Source organism: Corynebacterium sp. KPL1995 (genome assembly GCF_000477935.1).
GTDB classification, from domain to species: Bacteria; Actinomycetota; Actinomycetes; order Mycobacteriales; family Mycobacteriaceae; genus Corynebacterium; species Corynebacterium pseudodiphtheriticum.
In genome coordinates this window covers 1,265,556-1,288,116 of sequence record NZ_KI515715.1, presented here as the reverse complement: position 1 = coordinate 1,288,116, position 22,561 = coordinate 1,265,556, and the positions used below count along the sequence as shown (strand labels likewise).

The window sequence follows — 22,561 nt, the reverse complement described above, 5'->3', positions numbered from 1 at the left end:
TCGATTCCTTCGGGTCAGTTGGTTTATAGGGTTTTCTGTTTTGTCGCTGCACCTGCTTCTCGCTGCGCCTGCAACTGCACATACACATGCACATGCACATGCACATGCACATGCACATGCACATGCATCTTTGTGCATTAATCGATCTACCAGCCTACAGGCTAATTCGTGCCTGCCAGAATCTGGCTGACATACCGTGCAACAGCACGAACCGAAGAAATTGTTCCCGAATAATCCATAAATGTGGGACCCACCACACCAAGCCCACCGAGTGCGGCGGATTCATTGCCATAACCAGCGGTAACGATCGACGCCTGCTGCAATTCTTCGTCCTCGTTCTCCTGGCCAATCAGCACATCGACGTTCCCCAGCTGTGGCACGTTCGCTAACAGCTTAAACATCACCACTTGTTCTTCTAGCGCATCAATGATTTGCGGCAGCCCCTGCGGGAAATCCCTACCGCCCCGAGTCAGGTTCGACGCACCCGCCATCAGCAAACGATCGTTGGGCTGATCCACCAAAGTTTCTATCAACACCGTGGCCACGCGGATCATGTGGTGTCGCAAATCCGCCGGGGAATGCTCCAACAAATCAGCTACCCGATTTGCCGCCTGCCCTACCGGCACCCGTGCCAGCGCGCGGTTCAAAAGTTGCCGCAACTCATGAACTTCCGTTTCCCCGATCGGGGCATCCAACTCCACGTTGCGCTGGTCAACCCGGCCAGTATCCGTGATCAACACCAGTAGTAAGCGCATCGGCGTCAGATCCACAACCTCCACGTGCTTGACGTGCGAAACATTCAACGTCGGCAACTGCACCACCGCCGCTTGCCGGGTCAGCTGCGCCAACAACCGCACCGAACGCCGCAGCACATCTTCCAGATCAACGCCGTCTTCGAGGAAGCTACGAATCGCGCGCTTTTCCGCCTCCGACATCGGCTTGACCTCACCTAAACCATCAACGAAGCGTCGGTAGCCTTTCTCCGTCGGCACCCTTCCGGACGACGCATGCTGCTGGGCAATAAAGCCCTCCGATTCCAGCACGGCCATGTCATTACGGATTGTTGCCGAAGAAACCCCCAGTTGATGTCGATCCACCAGTGCTTTGGATCCCACAGGCTCCTGGGACGCGATGTAATCCGTGACGATCGCACGCAGAACTTCCGCCCGGCGCGTTTCTGTCGTACCAGCCATCAAGACCTCGCTTCCCCATCCGCTGTAGTGTCATCTTCGGCGACCAAAATATCCGTGATGATTCCGTCGGCAAGCAACCTACCAGCATCCGTCAACGCTAAACGCCCTGGCTGCGGGAATTGCAGCAAGCCACGGTCCACAAAATTCTGGACGACGCCTGCAGCTCCAGCGCCAACCGCCGAATAGTCAATGCCTTCACGCAAACGCAAACCCAGCATCAACAGCTCCGTATGACGATCAGCCGGGGTTAGGTCTTCTACCTGACTGATCGGCAACTCGCCGTCGGCAAGCACCGCGGAATAGCGGTTCGGGTGCTTCACATTGGAAAAACGCTGCATACCCAAGTGTGAGTGCGCACCCGGGCCTGCACCCCACCAGTCGCCGTCGCGCCAATAAATCAAATTGTGCTGACACTCGCCGCCAGGTCGCGCCCAGTTCGACACCTCGTACCACTCCAAGCCGGCCTCGGCCAGGCGCTGCGCAATCATCTCGTAGCGAGTAGCCATCACGTCTTCTTGGGGGGACGGGATCTCACCTCGACGAACTTTACGGGCCATCGCAGTACCGTCTTCCACGATCAACGAATAAGCCGAAACGTGATCCACATCGGCCTCGATCACCCGATCCAAGGTGCGGGCAACATCATCATCCGTTTCCGTGGGCGTCGCATAAATCATGTCCAGGTTGACATGCTCAAAACCAGCCTGCCGCGCCTCACGAGCCGCCGCAAAGGCACGGCCCGGGGTATGAGCACGCTCGAGCACTTGCAAAACCTCATGGGAAGCAGACTGCATACCCAAGGAAATGCGCGTATAACCAGCCTCGCGCAGCCCGGCGAAAAACTCGGGCGAGGTCGATTCCGGGTTGGATTCCGTGGTGACCTCGGCGCCGTCGACAAGACCAAAAGTGTTGCGCACCGTCGTCAAGATTCGGCTCAACCCATCGGCGCCCAACAGCGACGGAGTCCCGCCTCCAATAAAAACTGTGTCCGCACGGCGATTAACGCGCTGGGCGGCCAGGTCTAGCTCGACATCCAACGCATCCAAATAACCTTCTGGGTTTGCACCGCCCGCTTCACGCGGGGTGTAGGTGTTGAAATCGCAATAGCCACAGCGCGTAGCACAAAACGGGACGTGGATGTACAAGCCGAATGGTGCAGAAGACTCACAGGTGAGTTGAGTGGACAACTGACTAGACAGCTGACGGGCCGAGGCAATAGGTAACGAACTAGGCGGCGAACTGGGCGACTGCGAATGCATAGCACCAGCCTAATAGTTGTTTGCGCTGCCAACCAAGGTGTACGCTGGTCGTATTTATTGGACTGATTGCCACACGCAGAAAGGATGATGGTGGAGCCTCCGAGTCGAAGTATCGACGTCCCGCACGAACAATTATCTAAACCAGCTAAATCCCAGGTGGTGGGATCATGCTAAGTGCGGTGTTCTTCCTCATTCTTGGCTTAGCGGTGATTTTTCTCATCATCGTGGCCAATGGCTATTTTGTGGCCCAAGAGTTTTCTTTCATGTCCGTCGACCGCGCACAGTTGCACACCAATGCCGCACGCGGCGACGAAGCCAGTAAAAGAGCGTTGGCGATCACCAATCGCACCTCATTCATGCTATCCGGCGCCCAGCTGGGCATTACCGTCACTGGCTTGCTGGTCGGTTATGTGGCAGAACCGCTAGTTGGTGAATCACTGGGCACCTTGCTGAGCGCCACCGGGCTATCCGTGACCGCGGCCGTGGCCATCAGTACGGTAGCGGCCCTGGCGGTATCCACAATCGTGCAAATGATCTTCGGTGAATTGCTGCCGAAAAACTACACCATCGCCGCCCCCATGGAATCGGCATTGTTCCTGTCGCGGTCGACGGCCTGGTACCTGCGCATCTTCGGGCCACTCATTAAATTTTTTGATTTTTCTTCCAACGCGTTGCTGCGCCTATTGCGTATCGAACCAGTCGCCGATATTGATACTTCTGCAACCACGAAAGAATTCGAGTCCATCGTGGAAAGCTCCCACGATTCCGGTGATATCGACGACGAGACCTTCATGGTGCTCGACCGCCTGCTGGATTTCCCAGACCACGATGTCGAACACGCCATGATCCCACGCTCGCGCGTCGACGTCATCGATCCCGAAACCACCCTCGGCGAGCTGCGCGAGCTCATGGCAATCGCGCACACCCGCTACCCCATCATCGACGACGAACACACCCCGATCGGCGTGGTGCATCTAACGGATATTTTGCTGACCGACAAACCTGATAGCACGTTGGCCACCGAGCTCATGCGCGAATCACTAGTGGTTGCGGAGCTGATGCCGCTTCCCGACGTCGTCGTCGAGCTGCAGGAAAACGACGAGAAAATGGCCTGTGTGATTGATGAGTACGGCGGCTTCGTCGGCATCGTCACCCTGGAAGATCTGGCAGAAGAAATTCTGGGCGACGTCACCGATGAGCACGACGTTGATCTGGAAGAATCGGAAGAGATTACCGAAACCGCCGAAGACCACTGGACCGTTGATGGCGACACCCCACTGGATGAGGTGGAACGCGCCATCGGGCACGACCTGCCGGAAGGCGACTACGAGACCGTCGCTGGATTACTGATTGCACAAGTGGGCTCATTGGTGGAAGAGGGCGAAACTCACACCATTGAGTTGGATGCAGAGCCCGAGGACTGGGTGGATGCAGATGCCGCACCGAACCGCCAATTGATCATCACCGTGGACGAGGTAGAGCGGCACGTGCCGTCGAGTTTGTCACTGGAATTAGTTGAGGAGTTCGAGGGCGCAGGAGGCGAGGGTGGTCGCAGCACCCGCGCGGACAAGGATGCAGCAGACACAGATCTTGCAGCTAACAATCGTCGACAAGCTGAGAGGGGCTAGGGAATGCAGGAATGGTACATTGCTGGCCCGCTGAGCCTGGCGATCGTCGTGCTGTCTGGGTTCTTCGTCATCATTGAGTTTTCTTTGATGGGCGCGCGACGGCACCGCCTGGAGGATACCGCGGAAACCTCGGCAGCCTCGCGCGCGGCGTTGCGGAGTTTGAATGAGCTGACCATCATGTTGGCTGGCGCGCAACTGGGTATTACTGCGGCGACGTTTGCGTTGGGTGCCATCACCAAACCGTGGATGCATCATTTGCTGATGCCCGGGTTTGCGGCTGTCGGGATTTCCGGCGGCCTGGCAGACACCATCGCGTTTCTGGTGTCTTTGCTGCTGGTGACGTTTTTGCACCTGGTGGTTGGTGAAATGGCGCCGAAGTCGTGGGCAATTGCACACCCGGAGCTTGCTGTACGGGTCATTGCGTTGCCAGCTCGCGGATTCATTTGGATCTTTCGGCCGTTGTTGAAATGGATCAACCTGATCGCGAATAAATTGGTGGCGGCTACGGGTGTGCAGCCGGTCGATCGTGCTGGAGCGCAGGGTTACGACACAGATACCTTGCGCACGTTGGTGCAGCATTCCGGGCAGACAGGCGCGATGGATCAGAAATCCGCGCAGCAAATCAGTGGTGTGATTGAGCTGGAGAACTCCACGGTTTCGGCATTGGCCCGGGCACATGGCGTGGAGATCACTCCCCTGCCGCATGATGCGACGGTGCGTGATGTGCAAGAGGCGAGCCGCTCGATGAATCGTTTGCGCGTGGTGATCTCGGATGCGGAATCTGCCGTGCCCCGGGTGGTACACGTACGGGATACGTTGCTACAGGACCCAGATAGTCCAGCCGCCGATGTCGCCCGCCCGGCCTTGTCGCTGGCTGGTTCCACGAAGGTGCAGCACGCTATCGAGCACATGCGCGCACTCGGCGAGCAAATCGTCGTGGTCGGTCGCGGTAACAACAGCGAGTCGCTGTGGATTCTGAACTGGGACGACATCATGGGCCAGCTGTGGCCAGAGATCACGAAACAGCTGGAGCGCGAGGCTTAGAATTTCGGCTGCCCGCCGCTGACTAGCCCACGCTTGCGGCGCGTAAGCGCGCACGCTTTGCGGCAACCTTGGCGACGATCCGGTCAATGCGGGCGCGCTCTTCCAAAAATTCCGGTGGTTTGCGCCCACGCATGCTGCGGGCAAAAGCAGGGTGCGCAGAAACCGCAGTGGTTTCCCACGCATGCGCCGCCGTCGCAGCCATCCGCCCAACTTTGTTGTATAGGTGCGGCAGGGAGACCGCATCCAAATCGCGGGCTACGGCCTCAGTCTGTTCGAGCACGTATTCCACGAGTTCGCGCAGGAAATCCACGGTGTGCGTGGTGCGCTCATGCAGAGTGTGCACGAGCTCGTTGACCACGACCGGTGGGCCAGACAGTGGGAAAAACGCCTCCAGCAAATCCACCGTCACCGCTTCTGGCTCGCGCAAACGCTTCATACCATCCGCAGCCGCAGAGATACTTCCCGACGCTACCCCGGATACCAATGCCTGCCGCAAACCAATCAGCTCACCGACGACGTCCCGGGAATCACGGCGCGCATCTTCCACGATCTCTGCCAACTCCGCCAAGCAATCCTCGACGAGCTCCGCGTCGTAATCCTCGATCGCTTCGATCACGTGCTCAATGTATTCGGCCACTTCGTCGCCAATGTTGTACACCTCTTGGGTGAGCTCACGATGGCGCAGTTCAGCAGCAATTTTGCGCATTAGGGGGCTGCCTCCTTCTAGACCGTCGCGACCGAATACCCTAATCCCCAACCGCACTCGCTGCTCGACCCGCAACGCCACACAAGGCAGCCTGCAAACCTCGCAACCTGAAGTACTGGTTGAGAGTTTCTCTGCGCTGTAGCCTATTGCAGCAGCGGCGCAAAAACGGTTCGACTCGCCGGAAAAACTCAGCAGATTATAAGCTTGCCGACGGCTGCGGGAGACTGGCTTCGAAAGGGGCTGGTGGCAGGCTTTCACGGTGCCGAAATACGCAACCCGAAATATACAGCCCAAAATACGCAACCCGCGATTCCGCGTTTTACCGCGAATACAGTTTATCCAGAACCTCCGAATAACGCTCGACCACCACGTTGCGCTTCACTTTCATCGTCGGAGTCAACTCGCCAGATTCCTCGGTGAAGTCGTCGTCAAGAATGTAGAACTTTTTGATCGCTTCCGCGTGTGAAACCGTGGCGTTCACCGCATTAATGGCGTCCTGGATCTCTGCACGCAGTGAGGCATCATGCGCTACGTCCGCAACGCTGCGGGAAGCATCAATATTGTGCTGCGATTTCCAACGTCCCAGTGCTTCTTCATCCAAGGTCACCAATACCGCGACAAACGGCTTACCATCCCCGACGACGAGCGCCTGCGAAATCAGCGGATGGGACCGCAAGCCGTCTTCCATTCCACCCGGCGCGACGTTTTTTCCGCCGGCAGTCACGATCAAGTCTTTCTTCCTGCCGACGATTTTTACGTGCCCGGAAGGCAGAATCTCACCTAGGTCACCGGTGCAGTACCACTGGCCGTCGAAGGCTTCGTCGGTAGCTTCCGCGTTGCGCCAGTATCCCGCGAAGACTAAGTCTCCGGCCAACTGCAGCTCACCATCTGGTGCAATACGAACACGGGTTCCCCCCAGCGGCGGGCCCACGGTGCCGATTTTTTGCTCTTCAAAATCCACTGTCGCTGCCGCGGCAGTTTCTGTCAGACCGTAGCCTTCGTACACCGGCACTCCGATTCCGCGGAAGAAGTGCATCAATTCCGGGCTCATTGCCGAGCCTCCAGAAATGCAGTAGTCAACTTCGCCGCCCATGCCAGCGCGGATCTTGGACAACACCAATTTATCCAGGGCTTTGTGGGCGCTGCGCAGCGCCAGCGATGGGCCTTTTTCTGTATCCAACGCACGAGAATAAGCAATTGCAGTCGCTTCTGCCCGGTCGAACAATGCTCCTTGGATAGCACCAGAATCATGTGCTTTCGCCCGCGCACCATTGCGAACTTTTTCAAATACCCGTGGCACGCCCAGGATCAGGTTTGGTTTGGACCGCTGAAATTCCGTCGCTAAGGTCGCAAAATCTGGCCAAAAATTCTGCGTCGACCCGCTAATCATCGCAGCTGCGGACACTGAAAACGCCAGCACGTGAGCGAGCGGCAAGAATGTCAACACGTGTTTGCCGGGGCGCGCGATCCCACCAATCGGATTGCTAAGCAGCCCTAGAATCTGCGCATTCCAGTTGCGGTGGGTCAACATGCAACCTTTTGGCCGCCCCGTGGTACCCGAGGTGTAGACCAGTGAAGCCACATCATCCGTCGCTGTCGCAGCTATGCGCTTGTCGACGACCTCATCATCGATATTCTTGCCTGCCGCTTGCAACACATCGACTGCGCCGCCGTTGATTTCGAAGAACGCACGCATCTGCGACGTGGAATCTTTCACACGCGGCTCGCCGTCGTCGGCAAGCTGCAACATGCGCAGGATCTCGGTGTGTTCTTGGGTCTCACCAATGCCTAGCACTGCGCCGGAATTCTCGATGATCCACTGGACCTGCGACAGGGACGACGACGGATACACCGGCACCACCACACCACCGGCGGCCCAGATGGCGTAATTGCTGAGCATCCACTCGTAGCGAGTATTGGACATCAGCGCCACGCGATCGCCTTGTTCCACCCCGGCGTCGATTAGTCCTTTGGCCACCGCGTAGACCTCATCGAGGAATTCCTGGCGCGACACCGAAACCCAAGTGTGGTTTTTCGGACGGCTGAAAATCTCCGCTTTCGGCTGGGCTTTCACCGCATCGATGGTCAGGGTCAATAGTGTCTGGCCTGGTTCAATGGTGTATTTCGCGGGGCTGAAGGCTTCTCGCACAGTTCTCCTAGGTGGTTACGCGCCGTTCCACTTACTCTCAGGGCAACTGTACTCCCCACCCCGCGTTGCCTCGAAGTCGGACGTGCTAGTGCGGGCCGACACCCGCATACCGGGCGTTCGCACTGAAACTCGTAGTTAAAAACGCCCGTAGTTAAAAACAACTTAAATACGACTGAACAAATACACCAGGACAATCAGTACCAGCAAGGTAATAAGTGCAAAACGCACACGAGAACGCGGGTACTTCTTCTGCTTCGCCATGCCACTAGCCTAACCTGTCACTGCTTAATCCGTCACCTGGCAGCCGACTGGCTGTCCTGTGCTTTCGCTGCTGGTTTACCACGTGCGCTGCCCCGCAATGACAGCCAGGCAGCTACCACAAAGTTCAAACCGCGCACGATTACCGTCGCCAAGACCGCCGCCACGATTCCTGCGACCACCACGACAATCGGCATCTGCAACCACGGCGATAGCGATACCAGCAGCTGCGTTATTCCTGCTAGCGTCCCCTCAGCTAGCGATGTGCTGGCTATCAGTGCATCGTCCATTGCACTTATTCTAGACATAGGGCCCCACACGGTGGAAGGACGGAGGTCCTGGCGGCTCCGAAAACATCTGGGTGGTTAACCTCGCACCAAGGTGGACATCCAGTCGGTGTTTGTTTGAATGCGGATATGTTACCTGGTCCCAAGGACAAGCCGTATATGATTCGGAAACTCCCGACTCAGATTTCCTTGTGGAACATGGTGGATACTACATAGTTCCACCTCCGACAGCGTGCGAAAGAGAGAATCGGGAAAAACAAGAAATCTCCCTGTTGATGCACCGAGGGTGTCGGAAGCTTTGTGTATGAGGTTTAATCCTCAATCACAAAGAAGAGTGCGCAACAACGACTGCCTAAGTCCCCGAAGAAACATGGTGACGCTGAGCGCGTCGCCGATATCAGCCGCCGACTGATGGAGAACCCAGAAACCGCCAAGCTGATCCAGCAGCTAGGTCAATCAACCACCGACGCCAACGAGCTAGTACGTGGCTTGCTGCAGGCCACGATTAACAGTGGGCTCAGCGCGGAAATGGATGCACACCTAGGCTACGCCAATAGCGACCGGGCTGCTAAGGAAACTGCCGGCCAAGCCAACAGCCGTAACGGCTCCTATCCCAAAACCGTGGACTCGGCATACGGACCAGTTGATATCAGTGTCCCTTGAGATCGAGCAGGCACCTATATGCCGCGCATGGTTCCCAAGAGCAGCCGCAAACTTACCGACCTCGATGACATGATCATTAGTTTGTATGCGGGCGCAATGACCGTGCGTGACGTCGAACATCATCTAGCTACCACCATCGGCGTGAACGTGTCGCCAGATACCATGAGCGCGGTCACCGATGCGGTCTGAGAGGAAGTCACCGCGTGGCAGACCAAGCAACTCGACGAGTTCTATCCAGTCATCTTCCTTGATGCCCTACGTGTAAAAATCCGTGACAACGAACGCGTCGTCAACAAGGCGGTCTACATGGCTGTCGGTGTGGACATGGAAGGCATCAAGCACATCTTGGGCTTGTGGGTAGCTACCAATGAAGGTGCAGCATTCTGGTCGCAAGTGTGCGCAGAAATCGCCAACCGCGGGGTCAACAATGTCTTTATTATCTACTGTGACGCACTGAAAGGCTTTCCCGAAGCAATCCAGGCAACCTGGCCGGACTCCATGATCCACACCCAACATGGTGCATCTGATTCGTGCCGCTAACAGGTGGGTAGCCTACGGCAACCGGAAAGAGGTCTCGAAGCATCTACGAGGCATCTATACCGCTCGTCAACGAGGATGAAGCTCGAAGTGCACTCGATGAGTTTGAGGCCAGCGAGCTTGGCCAGAAGTATCCGTAATCAGTGAACGTCTGACGCGACGGGTGGGACAAATTCATTGCGTTCCTGCAGTTCCCGCCAGCGGCAAGGAAGGTTATCTACACCACGAATTCCACCGAATCGATGAACAGTAAGCTGCGGAAAGCAACGCGAAACCGAGTTCAGTTCCCGTCGGATTCAGCGGCAGTGAAGACGCTGTGGTTAATGATCTGTAACATCGAGGACCGTCGTGCTGCCCGCCGCACTAAAGAAAGTGCCAAGGTGTCTGCTTCAGCCAGGCAACTTGTCGAAGGCAGCAAAACCAGCAACTGGAAGCAGGCAATCAATCAGCTATCCGTGGCCTACCCCGACAGGTTCACCGCATACTTGTAAATCAGTCCTCGTACACAAACGGACTGACGCCCTTGCTTGGCTCGAACTTGAGATGATGCACACGGGGGTAATAGATAAATATTGCCCCGTGTGCATTCTATGAGGTGGCTGTGGGAAATTCTCCACCTACCTTAAGTCGGCTAGGGTCTGAGTTATCTAGCTCTAACATTCGCAAGGCTGGGTGATGAAGGAATGTTAGATGCTTGGCATCTGGGGACGCTTTTATGGTTGAACCAATGGTTGCGAGCGCGAATATCATCGCTTCCATTGGGTCACTGCCGACGCAACGAAGTGAATCTGCTGGGACATCTAAGCCGTCAATTTTCCAGTTGCATACCCATTCACTACCGTCCTGAACGGGTGGCGACATACTGATTGTAACTGCCGCTTCACCTTTGCATTCCAGCGTACGAATAACCTGCATCACTCGATGCAGGTTCGGTAGGTGGCGATAGCCACAGCCGTTGTGGACTTGAGTGCGGTAGACATGTGTTCCCCTTTTCTGTGGTTCATGTCTCTTGGAGTCGATGGTGCGGCAAGGCATCCTTGCCTGTCTAGTGGAGTGATTTTCGGGGGTGGTGCGTGACAGGTACATTTCTCGGGGTTCGAGTCCTCGCACGCACGCTGGGGTGTTAAGCGTGAAGGGCGCTGCGCGCCAAGGTCCGCCCATGACGGCCCGTACCAACTCTGGGCTGAAGCGACACCTGCACCCCTCAATCATGAAGGCCCCCAGCCTGTGGCAGCAGACCGGGGTTGGAAGCTCTTTGGAACGAGAACTAGCCATGAGTGTATCAAAGCCGGGTGCGGAGACGTACACGGTGATGGAAGTGGCGAAAATGCTGGGCATTAGCAAGTCCACTATTTACGAGCTCTTCGTGTTTTGGAGTGCATTGATCCGAGTGTGCAGCTGCCCGGAGTGAATCAAGCACCGCACGATGTAGTGCTCGAGGTTGCACAACCCCAGGGCGGTTCCGCCGTAGATGCTCGAACCGGCCATTGATGGCCTCGACCGGTTCATCTGGACGCTGCGATGCCTCAAGTAAGCCTGCACATCCTCGCGCCGACGCCGCAACGCCCGAGCCCAGCTGTGCCAGCTCCTCCAGACCTTTTCGGCACGCCCTTTTATACAGGGTGTTGATGATCCGTTCCATCAACTTCTTGCCCTCCGTTTTCCTCGGGTGCCCATAAGGCCTGGATCATGTCCTGATAGAACATCCACGTGATCTTGAGTGCTACGTATTCGTCATCGGTGGCTCACAACAAGGCCCAGCTGTCTGCTGTGCCGCTCGGTGAGGTAGTTCCTCCTGGGGCAGCAGGACCCGCCGGTGCGTGTACAGCGGATCGTTCCTTTTGCGTCCACGCCGCCTCGGTGGTCTCACGTTGGAGTCTTTGCCGGCAGCCAGTTGAGCTTGCCCGCGGCTAGATCCACGACGTGGAACGGATCCATCACCGTGAAGTGCCCTAGGTTTTGTTCCGTTTGAATAGATAGGAAAATCTTCGAACATGCCAAGGAAAAATTGACCAGGATGCCAAAGACCGTGTGGTCCGTCTCGCAGAAGACCGCATCTTGGCAGAAAACATCTCAATGCACGCCACGTGCTAGGCAGTAGCTTTAAAGCTGGGAGTTTCATGACACACGGCCCGTCACTGGACTTAAACCTGCCCGCTGTGCGGGAAACATCCAGAACCTGTGCCTGAAGAATTCAGCCGCTGAGAACGCGAGGCTACCGTCGTGAAAATCACAAGCTACGCGACACCAACGAGCTGTTAAAGGCTGCCATTAGCCCCTCGCCAGCATTAGGGCTTCACCAAGCAGCTGGCATAAATCTGTAATTTTTCAACACAATATGTGCTCCATCTGGCATACTTAAATAAACTGAGATACAGATAACAAGCAGACATGAGGGATCACATGTTAAAACGGCATCTTTTCACAACGCTCACGGCGCTCCTAGCGCTTATCGGGTCTGCAACAACGACAAATATCGCTTATGCGGATCCTTCAGTCCCAGCTAGCCAAGACCCAGAGACCGTCACCCTTGCCAGTGATCTTCCCCCGCTTTCGGTCGACGGAGTAGGCGGCTATTCAGAAGAAGAAGTTGCAGAAATGCAAGAGTTCTTTCGCACAGTCGAGCAAAATATTGATGAGACAACTGCACAAGAAACTTTGACTCCAGGTGAAATGTGGTCTGATTCCATTGAATTACCCGATGCAGTAGATAAGGAAGATGCAGACCAAGCGGAATTAATGATCGCAGAAGAACAAGAATCCGGTGTAGCTAGTCGCTGGCAATCACGAGCCCCACGGTGCAGGATATTTTGGCCATCACCCCACCGCGTGTGCGGTGCCATATTACAGGCTTATGAACAACTCGGCGGAATGACAAGTTGGCTACTGTTCCCTATTGAAGCTGAGTCGATAAACCCTGATCTTCAGGGGTACCGGCAACGTTTTGCAAATGGTTTCATATACTGGCACCCCAACACTGGGGCACACCCTGTGAGCACCCATGCCTCATTAATCTGGAGCAACCTCGGCTGGGAAACTGGAATGCTAGGTTATCCTGCTTCTTCAGAGATTCTCCGGACCGAAGGATTAGCAATTTCTCAACGTTTCCAGCATGGGGCTGCATTACTCACTCTGGCCGGAGCATCTGCCATGTTCAACGATGCCTTCAGAACTTGGGAGCTCCAAGGCGCCGAACGAGGCCCACTTGGCTACCCACTCGGCTTACCCAACGAAACCTTTTACCCTGAAGGGCGGACACAGGTTTTCACTGGAGGAATCACCATTTCCGACCAACACCGTGATGCCCTACCTGTTTATGGTGAAGTTTTCGACCAATGGATCACGGATTTTGAGAACGATAAATTGATCGGCCTCCCCACTCAAGCACCACAAAAAACCGCACGCAATAGGGTTAGCCAGGTGTTTGAGCACCAAACCCTAAACGGAAAAAGTTTTGGTAACTTAGCGAGTGATGTCATGTCTCACGTTTTCCTGCCTTTCAAAACTCAGGAAGCAGCCGATGAATTCTTTGAATTCGCTTATAGTGCACTCAATCAAGTTGAACAATTGCGGGATGAATTCCTACCACGCAATACCCGCAATGATCGTGATCAACCGCGACGGCGACAACTCCTCGGCGAGATAGCGAACCTTATGGGTGGATATCTTTTCGGCGGACGTTGCACTGTAAGGATGGACAATATACATAAACGTTCACCGCAGAGCGGACCAGACTGGAAAATCGGTTGGAAGCCCCAAACCACATGCACAACAGACAGAGCAATCACGGTCACACACACTAATACACTCAAGTATTTAGGAGACAGTGAAGAACTCTGGCTGCAAGTCCCGCTGGACAGCGGACGCGTAGCCAGCGGTGCCGCAATCAAATTCCAACAAAAGGATATTGAATATCGTTGTATAAGAGAAGGTAAAATTACATATAAAGGCATTACCAAGGTAGTAATAAAACAAGCCTATGGTGACCCACTTCATGCGGTAGCTGAAACTGCGAAAGCCCACAAAACCAAATGTATAGGAAGAAAGTAATTTCCATGTCTACTTCTGCAAATTACCCAGATTTTCGCACCACGAAAGATATTCAGGCTTACGAGAGCAAATTTCTGGATCAGAGCGAACGGATTTGCGTCGTGGATTTAGCTCCGCGATGGACATCCAGTCGGTGCATGTTCGAATGCGGCTATACCACACGTGCCCAAGGTCACGCACTGCTCGATGAGGAAACCCCTGATTCGGATTTCCTCATCGAGCTAGGCGAATACATCATGATAATTGCGCCTCCAACAGCTTGTGAGAAGCAAAACAGGGAAAAACAAGAAATCTCTTTATTGTTACGCGCAGGGGCTCTGGGCAAACAAATACAGGAAGAACGGATTGATTACTTTCTGGAACGATTCAACCAATACTTACAGAACATAACCACCCTCGACGAACTAAACGAGAAAGTTGATAATCGGTCAGATGAAGATTTCGACCTATTTTCGTTAGCGCCTTATGCTGCATCTTTCGATGAGGATTATATTAGGCATCTATTGCGGTGCTATAAACGTGGAATAATTTCTCCACGAGAGACCTCTTATCACCAAGATCTTGAAGGCAACATTACTCAGCATTATTCTCCTCAATATACTGTGCGCAGTAGAGATATGTTTTACATCAAAGTAAAGCTCCCCTGGAAATCTGACTTCTTGCAGAATAATTTTCCTTATTCCCCAATCATTTTCCCGGAGAAGAAAGCCATCCAGGACGATCCCTCCCACATCGCTAACGATCCTAACTGGATAAAGCTAGTGTCTTAGTTTATGACATCACAACCACACGTCGTTACTCCCACTGGCATGATCACCGGGGCCTGGAGCAACAACCACACGGTGCGGCGCTTTTATTCCATTCCGTATGCAAATTTCTCCGGGGAATTTGACGACGCCGAACTGCGCACTGCCAACGGCGATGTGGATGCCAGCACACCCTCCCCAGATGCTGTGGCATTGACGGTCGCAACCCCGGCCGATGCCCACGATCACGACGATCTTCCGGTCATCGTGTTTATCCACGGTGGATCATTCGAAACTGGTTCGCACGATGACCCGCGCCACGATGCCACCGCCAACGTGCAGGCTGGCTGCGTGCAGGTCAATATTGGTTACCGTAAGAAATTACCTGGATTTGCACGCTTCAATAACGATGCCCCCGGTCATTACCGCGGGGTACACGACTGTCTACTGGCCCTAGAATGGATTCAGCGCAATATTGAATCTTTTGGCGGTGATCCCACAAACGTTACCCTGGCCGGACAATCCGCTGGGGCCAATTTAGTGCTGTGGCTCTGCCGCCCAGATCATTATCGGGGTGGGTTCCGCCGGGCAATTGCTATGTCGCCGGCCTCACCGCGTGAACCAATCGAAGCCCGCACTTCTACCCTGCGTATGGCCATGCAAGTCCCGCTGACTCGCCGCCGTTTGGCCGAACTGCCGCAGAAAAAACTCGACCGCGGCTACCAGCGCTTCAAATACCTACACATTAATGATGTCGCACTGGGCCCGGACTTGCGCGAATTAGGCGAGCTTGCCGACGTCCCACTGTGGGTATCTACCACCCACGATGAATTTCACCACCACCCGCTGGCGGCCACCGACAGCAAGCCGTGGGTGCGCAGTGTGCCAGGCTCCAAAGCACTGTTTAAAAAGACCGCACGGGATCTGCAACTTTCCCGTAATTTTGACGCGTGGATGGAAGGTGTGCTCGCGCTGGATCCTTACCGCCCAATGGGCCGGTTGCTCACGGATGCTCTCATTGGACGCTGGGCGGCCAGCGCGATCACCAAAGCCACCGGGCCAGTCTGGTTGTCCGAGTACTACCGCAGCACCGCGGGTGCCGTGCAGCATTCTTCTGATATCGCGTACTTATTTGGTGTCAGTGACGGCGACAATGACAGCGCCAGTGAACATGCCGGGCGCAGAAGACTACACGAGGCTTTATTGTCGTTCGCCCGCACCGGTAACCCCGGCTTTGACAGTTATTCGACCACTGGGCGCACCTGGCGGCTGGATTTCGGCACTGGACAAGCCATCATGGCAGAATCTCGCATCCCGCGGTTAGCCGAATACTTCCCTACGGAATCCCGGGGGCAGTAAGGCTAGAACGGAACAACCCCGGCGCGCCAGGCACTAGATGCTGGACTCCCGCCACCAGGCACCCGCCACTAGGCACCAGGCACCAGCCACTAGTTGCTCAGGTTTCCTTCATACACCACGTTGCCAATGGTCAGGCGCGCGTCCCACAGCGCGCCAGGGGTGGTGTCGAAGACATACTGCAAGTTCGTCGTGGCGCCAACGCCCAGCGGCAGATCCAACCCGCCGAGCGCCTCGCCGTCCTCTGGGTTAGATTGCAATAAATCCACCTTGCTGTAATTTCCACCGCCGTTGCCGGTTTCCAGGGTCGGCTCGTCGAACGCATCCGGCGGCAGGGTCACATCATTGTCGTTGCGCACAGCGATGGTCACCACCGTGCCACCATTCGAGGCCGACACCGCGCCCTGGTAAGTGAAGCTCACCCCGTAGCCTGGGTCTTCCACCTGGGCATTGACGTTGTCGGGTGTGATCGGATCGACATCTTTGGATTTGTAATCCGGTTCCTCGGTTTCTTCCACTTCAATAGTGCTGGCTGGGTCTGCGCTGCTACCACCATTCGGATCCCCACAGGCCGCCAGGCCCAACGTCAGGGTGCCAAGGACACCGACGAACCAGGCCCGCGTCGTTGTCTGTGGCTTCGCGATTGGTTTCACCATTGGTTTTCCACTGCCTTTCCACTGCCTCTCAGCACCTGCTAGGTAACTGTGAGGGCCGGAGACCCCGGCGGGGCTCGCCGCCCGAGTGTCTTATGTCTTCCTACGTCCCGTCTATGGTAACCGAAAGCTATAACCGGATACTGCAGCACAACAGATGTTCGCGGACAGTGGCACAATGGTAAGTTCTGCACCCTGACTGATCAGCAAACCCTTATGAAAGCGTGAATTTTTCGTGTCTTCCCTTTTCCGCATCATGCGCAGTGCCTCGGCGCTGTGGCCACTGTATTTAGGCGTTATCGTATCCGCAGTCGTGGTCGCGGTGGTCTCGATGATCGGGCCGTTTTTGGTCGGCCAGGCCACAGACGTGATCGCCGAGGGGATCCGCGAAGGCAGCGATACCTCCGCAATCTTGACGACGGTACTCTGGCTGGCCGTCGCGCTGTTTGCCGCCGATGCGGTGCGCGTGCTGGTCGACAACCTCGGCGGATACTGGGGAGACATGATGTCGGCACGCCTGCGGCAGATCTTGTCGACGCGCTACTACGCGAAGCTGTTGGCATTACCGCAGCGCTTTCACGATAACCAGAACACCGGCGCAATTATCGCCCGGCTGGATCGTTCCATCCACGCGGTCACGCAGTTTATCCAGTATTTCTCGAACAACATGTTCACGATCATCATTCAGTTGTTCGTGATTTTGGGCATCACCATTTTTTATTACTGGCCATTGGCGGTGTTGTTGGCGCTGTTGTTCCCCACGTACCTGTGGCTAACCGCATTGACGTCCAAGCGCTGGCAAAGCTATGAACACGAGAAAAACGAAGAAATCGATACTGCAAACTCGCGCTTTGCCGAGGCCATCGGCCAGGTGAAAATCACCAAATCTTTCGTTTCTGAGGTACGCGAGCTGGCCAGTTTCGGCAACGGTTATCGTCGTACAGTTTCTATCACTCGCCCACAGTCGCGCTGGTGGCATTCGATGGATATTGCGCGTGGGTTGACCACCGCCGTGCTGTTTTTCGGCATTTACGCCCTGATTTTCTGGCGCACGCTGGAAGGTCATTTCTCGCTCGGCCAAATGGTCATGCTCATTCAGCTGATGAACATGGCGAAGACCCCGGTGTTTATGCTGTCGTTTCTGGTCGACGCCGCGCAAAAAGCCATGGCCAATTCGCGGGATTATTTCCGCATCATGGACGAAGAGCTTGACGACAGCGCCAACCCGCAACTGCGCAACACCATCGACGCACCAGACGTACCCGAGGTGGATCCGGCAATCCCGGCACCGCTGCAGCAGCAAAAAACCGAGCCCGGTTTCGAATTCCGCAACGTGAAATTCGCTTATGAAGAAGGCAAACCCGTGCTCAACGATATCTCCATATCGGCACCGCAGGGTAGCAAGATCGCGTTGATCGGCGAATCCGGCGGCGGTAAATCCACCGTGGTGAACTTGCTGCTGGGGTTGTACCAGCCGCAAGCTGGCAGCGTGTCCGTGCTTGGCCACGAGACCGCAGAGTTAAGCCCGGAGAAATTGCGTTCGTCCGTCGGCGTGGTGTTCCAGGAACCATCCCTGTTTTCCGGCACTATCCGCGAAAATATTGCGTACGGCAAGCCTAATGCCAGTGACGACGAGATTGTTGCGGTGGCGCGTCGGGCCAATGCACACGATTTCATCTCGGAGTTCCCGGATGGCTACGACACCGTGATCGGCGAGCGTGGCCTGCGACTATCCGGCGGGCAGAAACAACGTGTGGCCGTCGCGCGCGCCATGTTGAAAGATGCCCCGCTGTTGATCCTGGATGAGGCCACTTCTGCGCTGGATACCAAGGCAGAACGCAGCGTGCAGGCCGGGTTGGAAGAGCTGATGAAAGATCGCACCACGCTCATTATCGCGCACCGGCTGTCCACCATCGCGGACGTCGATACGATCTTCACCTTGGAAAAAGGCAAGGTGGTCGAGTCAGGTTCGCCGCTGGAATTGGCGCGCAGTGGTGGAATATATGCACAGTTGTTGAAGCTTTCAGAATCGGTCTCTGCAAACCCAGATAAGCAGGTCACAGAGGAACAACGCCAGCATTTTCAGCGCTACGGCATGGTGCACGACAGCACTAACTAAGTGGTGGCAGCGCTTCCCAGCTGAGCTCATGCGCGACTGTCACTAGGCTGGAATGCATGACTACACACCAGAAACAACAGCTAAACCAGCAAGAAAAACCCCAGTTGAACTTCCCGGATCTGGAGCAGCTCCGGGCTCGTGGCACCCGCAAGTGGACGGTTTTTGATAACGACGTGCTGCCGTTGTGGGTCGCCGAGAGCGATTTTCCCACCGCCGCGCCGGTGCACCAGCGCATCCGGGATGCGGTAGAAGCAGAAACCTTCGGCTATTCCCCAGCGCCGCACACAACACATCTGGCAGATTCCGTCGCGGATTTTTATGCCGATTATTTTGGTTGGCGGCCCGACCCGCACAATATCGTCTGGTGCGCGGATGTCGTGCGTGGCTTGCTGCTCGGACTGCAGTATTTCACGCGCGAGGATTCCGCGGTCATTATCCCTACCCCGTCTTATCCGCCGCTGCTGGAACTGCCGGGCACCGCGGGCCGCGAGAAAATTGAAGTCTCTGCCTATGGAGGGCTAGATCTCGATGAGATCGAACGTGCCTTCCGCAACGGCGCCGGTGCACTGGTGCTGTCGAACCCCTATAACCCGCTGGGCGAGGTCTTTTCCCGCGAAACCCTGACCCGCTTGGTAGAGCTTGCCGACGCCTACGACGCACGGTTATTACTCGACGAAATCCATGCACCGCTGGTCTATGACGGCGGACATGTACCGGCGGCCTCGCTATCTGAGAAAGCCGCCCGGGTGTGTTTCACCGTCACGGCCGCATCAAAGGCCTGGAATATCGCCGGGCTAAAGTGCGCGCAGATCATCTTTTCCAATGACGCAGACCGCGAACAATGGTCACAGTTAACCGGCGTCGCCAAAGACGGCACCGGCACGTTAGGCATCGTAGCCTCGCAAACCTGTTACCGCGACGCCCGTGGCGAGTTGGACGCGCAGGTGGAGTATCTGCGTGCCACCCGCGATTGGTTAGTGCAGGCTTTGCCGGAGGCCGTCGAAGGATTGCGGGTTTCTGCCACGCACGCTACCTACCTGATGTGGCTAGATTTCCGTGACACCGCGTTAGGCGATCTGGATACCCCAGCGCAGTGGTTGCGTCGGCACGCGAAGGTCGGTCTGAATGAAGGCACGGACTTCGGCACCGGTGGCGCTGGGCACGCACGCCTAAACTTCGCGACCTCGCGGGAAATCTTGGAAGAGGCAATCGCTCGCATCAAAACAGCCGTCGACAAGCGGGCTGCTGAATAAAATATGGCAATCTGTTAGTCCCATCACCGCACACTGATTAGGGTCTGTGTACAGTATTCTGAATATTCTTCATCACTACTCACCCAAAAAGTTAAGGTGACACACTATGGCTACAGCTGCTACCCAGGCTCCGCAGGGCTCTTCCAGGGGTTCTGCGAAGTCCGGTCCCGGCATCAGCATCATCATCTTCAGTTCGTTGATGCTGTTTTCGATGTTCTTCGGCGCCGGCAACCTGATTTTCCCGCCGATGCTAGGCGTACAGTCCGGCGAAAACTTCTGGCCAGCGATCCTCGGATTTGTCGGCTCTGGTGTGATTTTGCCGGTGCTCGCAATTATCGCCATCGCCATTTCCGGTCACAGCGTCCGCGACCTAGCTGCTCGTGGCGGAGCAATCTTCGGCCTGGTCTTTTCGCTGTTGGCCTACCTTTCTATCGGTGCGTTCTATGCATTACCTCGTACCGCAGCCGTATCCTTTGAAACCGCGATCACCCCGATTTTGGGTTTCGAAGGCACTGCTGCGAACTGGGTTTTCTGCCTAATTTTCTTCGGTGTGGCCTTGGCATTGGCCTGGCGCCCAACCACCATCATGGACACCCTGGGGCGTATTTTGACCCCAGCTTTAACAATCTTGCTGGTTATCCTGGTGATCTCTGCGATCACCGGTTTTGATGCGCAAAATCTGACGGCTTCCGAAGAATATTCGGAGTCCGCATTCACCACCGGCCTGCTCGAAGGCTACCTGACGATGGACTCCATCGCCGGTCTGGCTTTCGGCATCGTCATCATTTCCACGCTGCGCACCAGAGGTTTTTCCGAAGGTGGCCAGCTGGTTCGCGGCACAATCACCACGGGTATCATCGCGGGTGCTTTCTTGGCCGTCATTTACATTGGCCTGGGCTATATCGGCCAAATGCTTCCCGGTGCGGCAGACCATGATTCAGGTGCTGCAATTTTGTCTGCTGCTGCGGAATCCGCGCTGGGCACCCCCGGCCAGATCATCTGGGCTTTCATCGTTTTGCTGGCTTGTATGACCACCGCCGTCGGCCTGATCTCGTCAACTTCTGAGTTCTTTTCCACGCTGACCCCACAGATGGGCTACCGCACATGGGCGATCATCTTCACCGTGATCTCCCTGGTACTGGCCGCACAGGGTCTGGATTTCGTGCTGAACATCGCCGTCCCAATCATCATCTTCCTGTACCCGCCAGCAATCACCCTGATTTTCTTAACTCTGATCGAGCCAATCTTCGCCGGCAAGCTGAAGTTCTATTTCACTTTCCGCCTCGGTTTGTGGACCGCAGTTGTATGGTCCGCGATCATGGTGGCTGTTTCCCAGGGCGCCGAGGGCCTGGAGCCGATCATCGGCTGGACCCCACTGCACGGCGTGAACTTGGGCTGGCTGTTGCCGGTTATTGTCGCTGTAATCATCGGTGTCATTCTGGATATGTCGAAACCTCGCAAAGCCAGCGAGCAAGCTCCTGTGCGCCAGGAAGCAGTACACGAAGCCTAAAACTTTGTGCAACATTGCGCGGAGCATAAACCAACATTGCGCGGAGCATAAACGCGGACTAATTTGGCGGACACTATGTCTAAGCCCGAATCTGCCTCCGCTGCCGCTAATCCAACCACTACCCCTGGTGATTCCGCGCGTAACATTCCCCTGTCCCTGATCGACTTCTGCACGATGTACCCCGGCGAATCCACCGCCGCCACTATGAGGCGTTCAGTGGATTTTGCCCGTTCTGCAGAAAAACTGGGCTTTGCGCGTATTTGGTACGCCGAGCACCACAACATGCCACAGATTGCGTCTTCTGTGCCTTCGCTGATTATGGCGCATGTGGGCGCACATACCGAGACCATTCGGCTGGGTGCTGGTGGCGTGATGCTGCCAAACCACGCACCGTATTCCATCGCCGAGCAATACGGAACCCTGGCTGAGATGTACCCTGGCCGGATCGACCTCGGCCTCGGCCGCGCACCGGGCACTGATATGCACACTTTGGGCCGTGCTTTACGCCGCGATCCGCGCGCAGCAGAAAACTTCCCGGACGATGTCCGCCAATTGCAGGGCTATTTGGGCGCCCCGGAAGATTCCCCAGTACCCGGAGTCGTCGCGATTCCGGGCCGGAACACCCACGTGCCGCTCTATATTTTGGGCTCTTCGTTATTTGGCGCTTCCCTGGCGGCGAAATATGGCCTGCCGTATGCTTTCGCCTCACATTTTGCGCCGCAGCATTTGGAAAACGCCACACGCTACTACCGCGAGAACTTCCAGCCTTCCGAGTATCTTGCCGAACCCTATGTCATCGCTGCAGTTAACGTCGTTGCTGATGAGACGACAGAGCGCGCCCAGGCTCAGTTCGAAGAGGTTGCGCGAAAACGTGTGCGGATGTTCGCGGCCCGGGGCGCAAAAATTACCGATACCCAGCTCGACGATCTGGTGAACTCACCGCAGGGCCAGCAAATTATCTCGATGCTTCATTACACGGCCATGGGTACTGAAGACGAGGTGCGTGCCTATCTGCAGGAGTTCGCTGCCACCGCATCTGCTGACGAGTTGATGGTTTCCTTACAAGGCCCGAGCTACGAGCACACAGCGGCTAGCATGCAGCATTTGGCTAATACGTGGAAGCTGTAACTCAGAGTCATCAACTCAGAAT

General features: G+C 55.8%; 16 protein-coding genes and 1 pseudogene. 11 read left to right on the top strand and 6 right to left on the bottom strand.

Annotated features, from left to right (window positions below; genetic code table 11):
- Positions 1 to 161: 161 nt before the first annotated feature.
- Positions 162 to 1,193, bottom strand: a complete 1,032-nt coding sequence (gene hrcA / locus HMPREF1292_RS05705) for a heat-inducible transcriptional repressor HrcA (protein ID WP_023019105.1) — start codon at positions 1,191 to 1,193, stop codon at positions 162 to 164.
- The gene (hemW, locus tag HMPREF1292_RS05700; protein WP_023019104.1) at positions 1,193 to 2,452 is read right to left on the bottom strand and encodes a radical SAM family heme chaperone HemW; all 1,260 of its coding nucleotides are present in this window, start codon (positions 2,450 to 2,452) and stop codon (positions 1,193 to 1,195) included. Before hemW ends, hrcA begins: the two co-directional genes overlap by 1 nt.
- Before the next feature lie 167 nt (positions 2,453 to 2,619).
- On the opposite strand from hemW, the gene HMPREF1292_RS05695 reads away from it, so the two are divergent.
- Together HMPREF1292_RS05695 and HMPREF1292_RS05690 are read left to right on the top strand one after the other, a co-directional pair.
- Complete coding sequence (locus HMPREF1292_RS05695) at positions 2,620 to 4,080, top strand: hemolysin family protein (RefSeq protein ID WP_023019103.1); 1,461 nt, start codon at positions 2,620 to 2,622, stop codon at positions 4,078 to 4,080.
- 3 nt (positions 4,081 to 4,083) lie between these two features.
- On the top strand, positions 4,084 to 5,124 hold the full coding sequence (locus HMPREF1292_RS05690) for a CNNM domain-containing protein (RefSeq protein ID WP_023019102.1): 1,041 nt from the start codon (positions 4,084 to 4,086) through the stop codon (positions 5,122 to 5,124).
- A gap of 22 nt (positions 5,125 to 5,146) precedes the next feature.
- On the opposite strand, the gene HMPREF1292_RS05685 is transcribed toward HMPREF1292_RS05690, so the two are convergent.
- From HMPREF1292_RS05685 to HMPREF1292_RS05675, 3 genes are all read right to left on the bottom strand, one after another.
- Positions 5,147 to 5,830 (bottom strand): hypothetical protein, encoded by a 684-nt coding sequence (locus HMPREF1292_RS05685; protein WP_023019101.1) that lies wholly within the window; start codon positions 5,828 to 5,830, stop codon positions 5,147 to 5,149.
- Positions 5,831 to 6,149: 319 nt separating this feature from the next.
- Positions 6,150 to 7,979, bottom strand: a complete 1,830-nt coding sequence (locus tag HMPREF1292_RS05680; RefSeq protein ID WP_023019100.1) for a long-chain fatty acid--CoA ligase — start codon at positions 7,977 to 7,979, stop codon at positions 6,150 to 6,152.
- Between the two features lie 293 nt (positions 7,980 to 8,272).
- Positions 8,273 to 8,527 (bottom strand): hypothetical protein, encoded by a 255-nt coding sequence (locus HMPREF1292_RS05675; RefSeq protein ID WP_023019099.1) that lies wholly within the window; start codon positions 8,525 to 8,527, stop codon positions 8,273 to 8,275.
- 408 nt (positions 8,528 to 8,935) lie between these two features.
- On the opposite strand from HMPREF1292_RS05675, the pseudogene HMPREF1292_RS10830 reads away from it, so the two are divergent.
- The 5 genes and pseudogenes from HMPREF1292_RS10830 (at position 8,936) to HMPREF1292_RS05635 (ending at position 15,879) form a co-directional block, all read left to right on the top strand.
- Positions 8,936 to 10,215 (top strand): annotated as a pseudogene (locus HMPREF1292_RS10830) (IS256 family transposase).
- A gap of 668 nt (positions 10,216 to 10,883) precedes the next feature.
- A complete protein-coding gene (locus HMPREF1292_RS11065; protein WP_021351808.1) occupies positions 10,884 to 11,135 on the top strand; it encodes a helix-turn-helix domain-containing protein in 252 nt (83 codons plus the stop codon).
- Positions 11,136 to 12,115: 980 nt separating this feature from the next.
- Positions 12,116 to 13,774 carry an LGFP repeat-containing protein gene (locus HMPREF1292_RS10490; protein ID WP_051137371.1) on the top strand — a complete coding sequence of 553 codons (1,659 nt, stop codon included), beginning with the start codon at positions 12,116 to 12,118 and terminating at the stop codon, positions 13,772 to 13,774.
- Between the two features lie 5 nt (positions 13,775 to 13,779).
- Positions 13,780 to 14,544, top strand: a complete 765-nt coding sequence (locus HMPREF1292_RS05640; protein ID WP_023019093.1) for a hypothetical protein — start codon at positions 13,780 to 13,782, stop codon at positions 14,542 to 14,544.
- Between the two features lie 3 nt (positions 14,545 to 14,547).
- Positions 14,548 to 15,879: a carboxylesterase family protein gene (locus HMPREF1292_RS05635; RefSeq protein ID WP_023019092.1), complete on the top strand. Its 1,332-nt coding sequence runs from the start codon at positions 14,548 to 14,550 to the stop codon at positions 15,877 to 15,879.
- 89 nt (positions 15,880 to 15,968) lie between these two features.
- Here the strand turns inward: HMPREF1292_RS05635 and HMPREF1292_RS05630 are convergent, their stop codons facing one another.
- Positions 15,969 to 16,532 carry a hypothetical protein gene (locus HMPREF1292_RS05630; RefSeq protein ID WP_023019091.1) on the bottom strand — a complete coding sequence of 188 codons (564 nt, stop codon included), beginning with the start codon at positions 16,530 to 16,532 and terminating at the stop codon, positions 15,969 to 15,971.
- Positions 16,533 to 16,764: 232 nt separating this feature from the next.
- Here HMPREF1292_RS05630 and HMPREF1292_RS05625 point away from each other — a divergent pair, with 232 nt between their 5' ends.
- The 4 genes from HMPREF1292_RS05625 (at position 16,765) to HMPREF1292_RS05610 (ending at position 22,539) form a co-directional block, all read left to right on the top strand.
- Positions 16,765 to 18,648 (top strand): ABC transporter ATP-binding protein, encoded by a 1,884-nt coding sequence (locus HMPREF1292_RS05625; protein ID WP_027017597.1) that lies wholly within the window; start codon positions 16,765 to 16,767, stop codon positions 18,646 to 18,648.
- 104 nt (positions 18,649 to 18,752) lie between these two features.
- Positions 18,753 to 19,901, top strand: a complete 1,149-nt coding sequence (locus HMPREF1292_RS05620; protein WP_034645920.1) for a MalY/PatB family protein — start codon at positions 18,753 to 18,755, stop codon at positions 19,899 to 19,901.
- Positions 19,902 to 20,007: 106 nt separating this feature from the next.
- Positions 20,008 to 21,411, top strand: a complete 1,404-nt coding sequence (gene brnQ / locus HMPREF1292_RS05615; RefSeq protein ID WP_023019088.1) for a branched-chain amino acid transport system II carrier protein — start codon at positions 20,008 to 20,010, stop codon at positions 21,409 to 21,411.
- Between the two features lie 75 nt (positions 21,412 to 21,486).
- Positions 21,487 to 22,539 (top strand): LLM class flavin-dependent oxidoreductase, encoded by a 1,053-nt coding sequence (locus HMPREF1292_RS05610; RefSeq protein WP_023019087.1) that lies wholly within the window; start codon positions 21,487 to 21,489, stop codon positions 22,537 to 22,539.
- Positions 22,540 to 22,561 lie beyond the last annotated feature (22 nt).

Bases quoted from the DNA above. Each gene is read 5' to 3' on its own strand.
- HMPREF1292_RS05675 (WP_023019099.1), bottom strand. From the start codon at position 8,527: ATGGACGATGCACTGATAGCCAGCACATCGCTAGCTGAGGGGACGCTA.
- hemW (WP_023019104.1), bottom strand. From the start codon at position 2,452: ATGCATTCGCAGTCGCCCAGTTCGCCGCCTAGTTCGTTACCTATTGCC.
- HMPREF1292_RS11065 (WP_021351808.1), top strand. From the start codon at position 10,884: ATGACGGCCCGTACCAACTCTGGGCTGAAGCGACACCTGCACCCCTCA.
- HMPREF1292_RS05685 (WP_023019101.1), bottom strand. From the start codon at position 5,830: ATGCGCAAAATTGCTGCTGAACTGCGCCATCGTGAGCTCACCCAAGAG.
- HMPREF1292_RS05635 (WP_023019092.1), top strand. From the start codon at position 14,548: ATGACATCACAACCACACGTCGTTACTCCCACTGGCATGATCACCGGG.
- HMPREF1292_RS05610 (WP_023019087.1), top strand. From the start codon at position 21,487: ATGTCTAAGCCCGAATCTGCCTCCGCTGCCGCTAATCCAACCACTACC.
- HMPREF1292_RS05690 (WP_023019102.1), top strand. From the start codon at position 4,084: ATGCAGGAATGGTACATTGCTGGCCCGCTGAGCCTGGCGATCGTCGTG.
- HMPREF1292_RS10490 (WP_051137371.1), top strand. From the start codon at position 12,116: ATGAGGGATCACATGTTAAAACGGCATCTTTTCACAACGCTCACGGCG.
- HMPREF1292_RS05640 (WP_023019093.1), top strand. From the start codon at position 13,780: ATGTCTACTTCTGCAAATTACCCAGATTTTCGCACCACGAAAGATATT.
- HMPREF1292_RS05630 (WP_023019091.1), bottom strand. From the start codon at position 16,532: ATGGTGAAACCAATCGCGAAGCCACAGACAACGACGCGGGCCTGGTTC.
- brnQ (WP_023019088.1), top strand. From the start codon at position 20,008: ATGGCTACAGCTGCTACCCAGGCTCCGCAGGGCTCTTCCAGGGGTTCT.
- HMPREF1292_RS05695 (WP_023019103.1), top strand. From the start codon at position 2,620: ATGCTAAGTGCGGTGTTCTTCCTCATTCTTGGCTTAGCGGTGATTTTT.
- hrcA (WP_023019105.1), bottom strand. From the start codon at position 1,193: ATGGCTGGTACGACAGAAACGCGCCGGGCGGAAGTTCTGCGTGCGATC.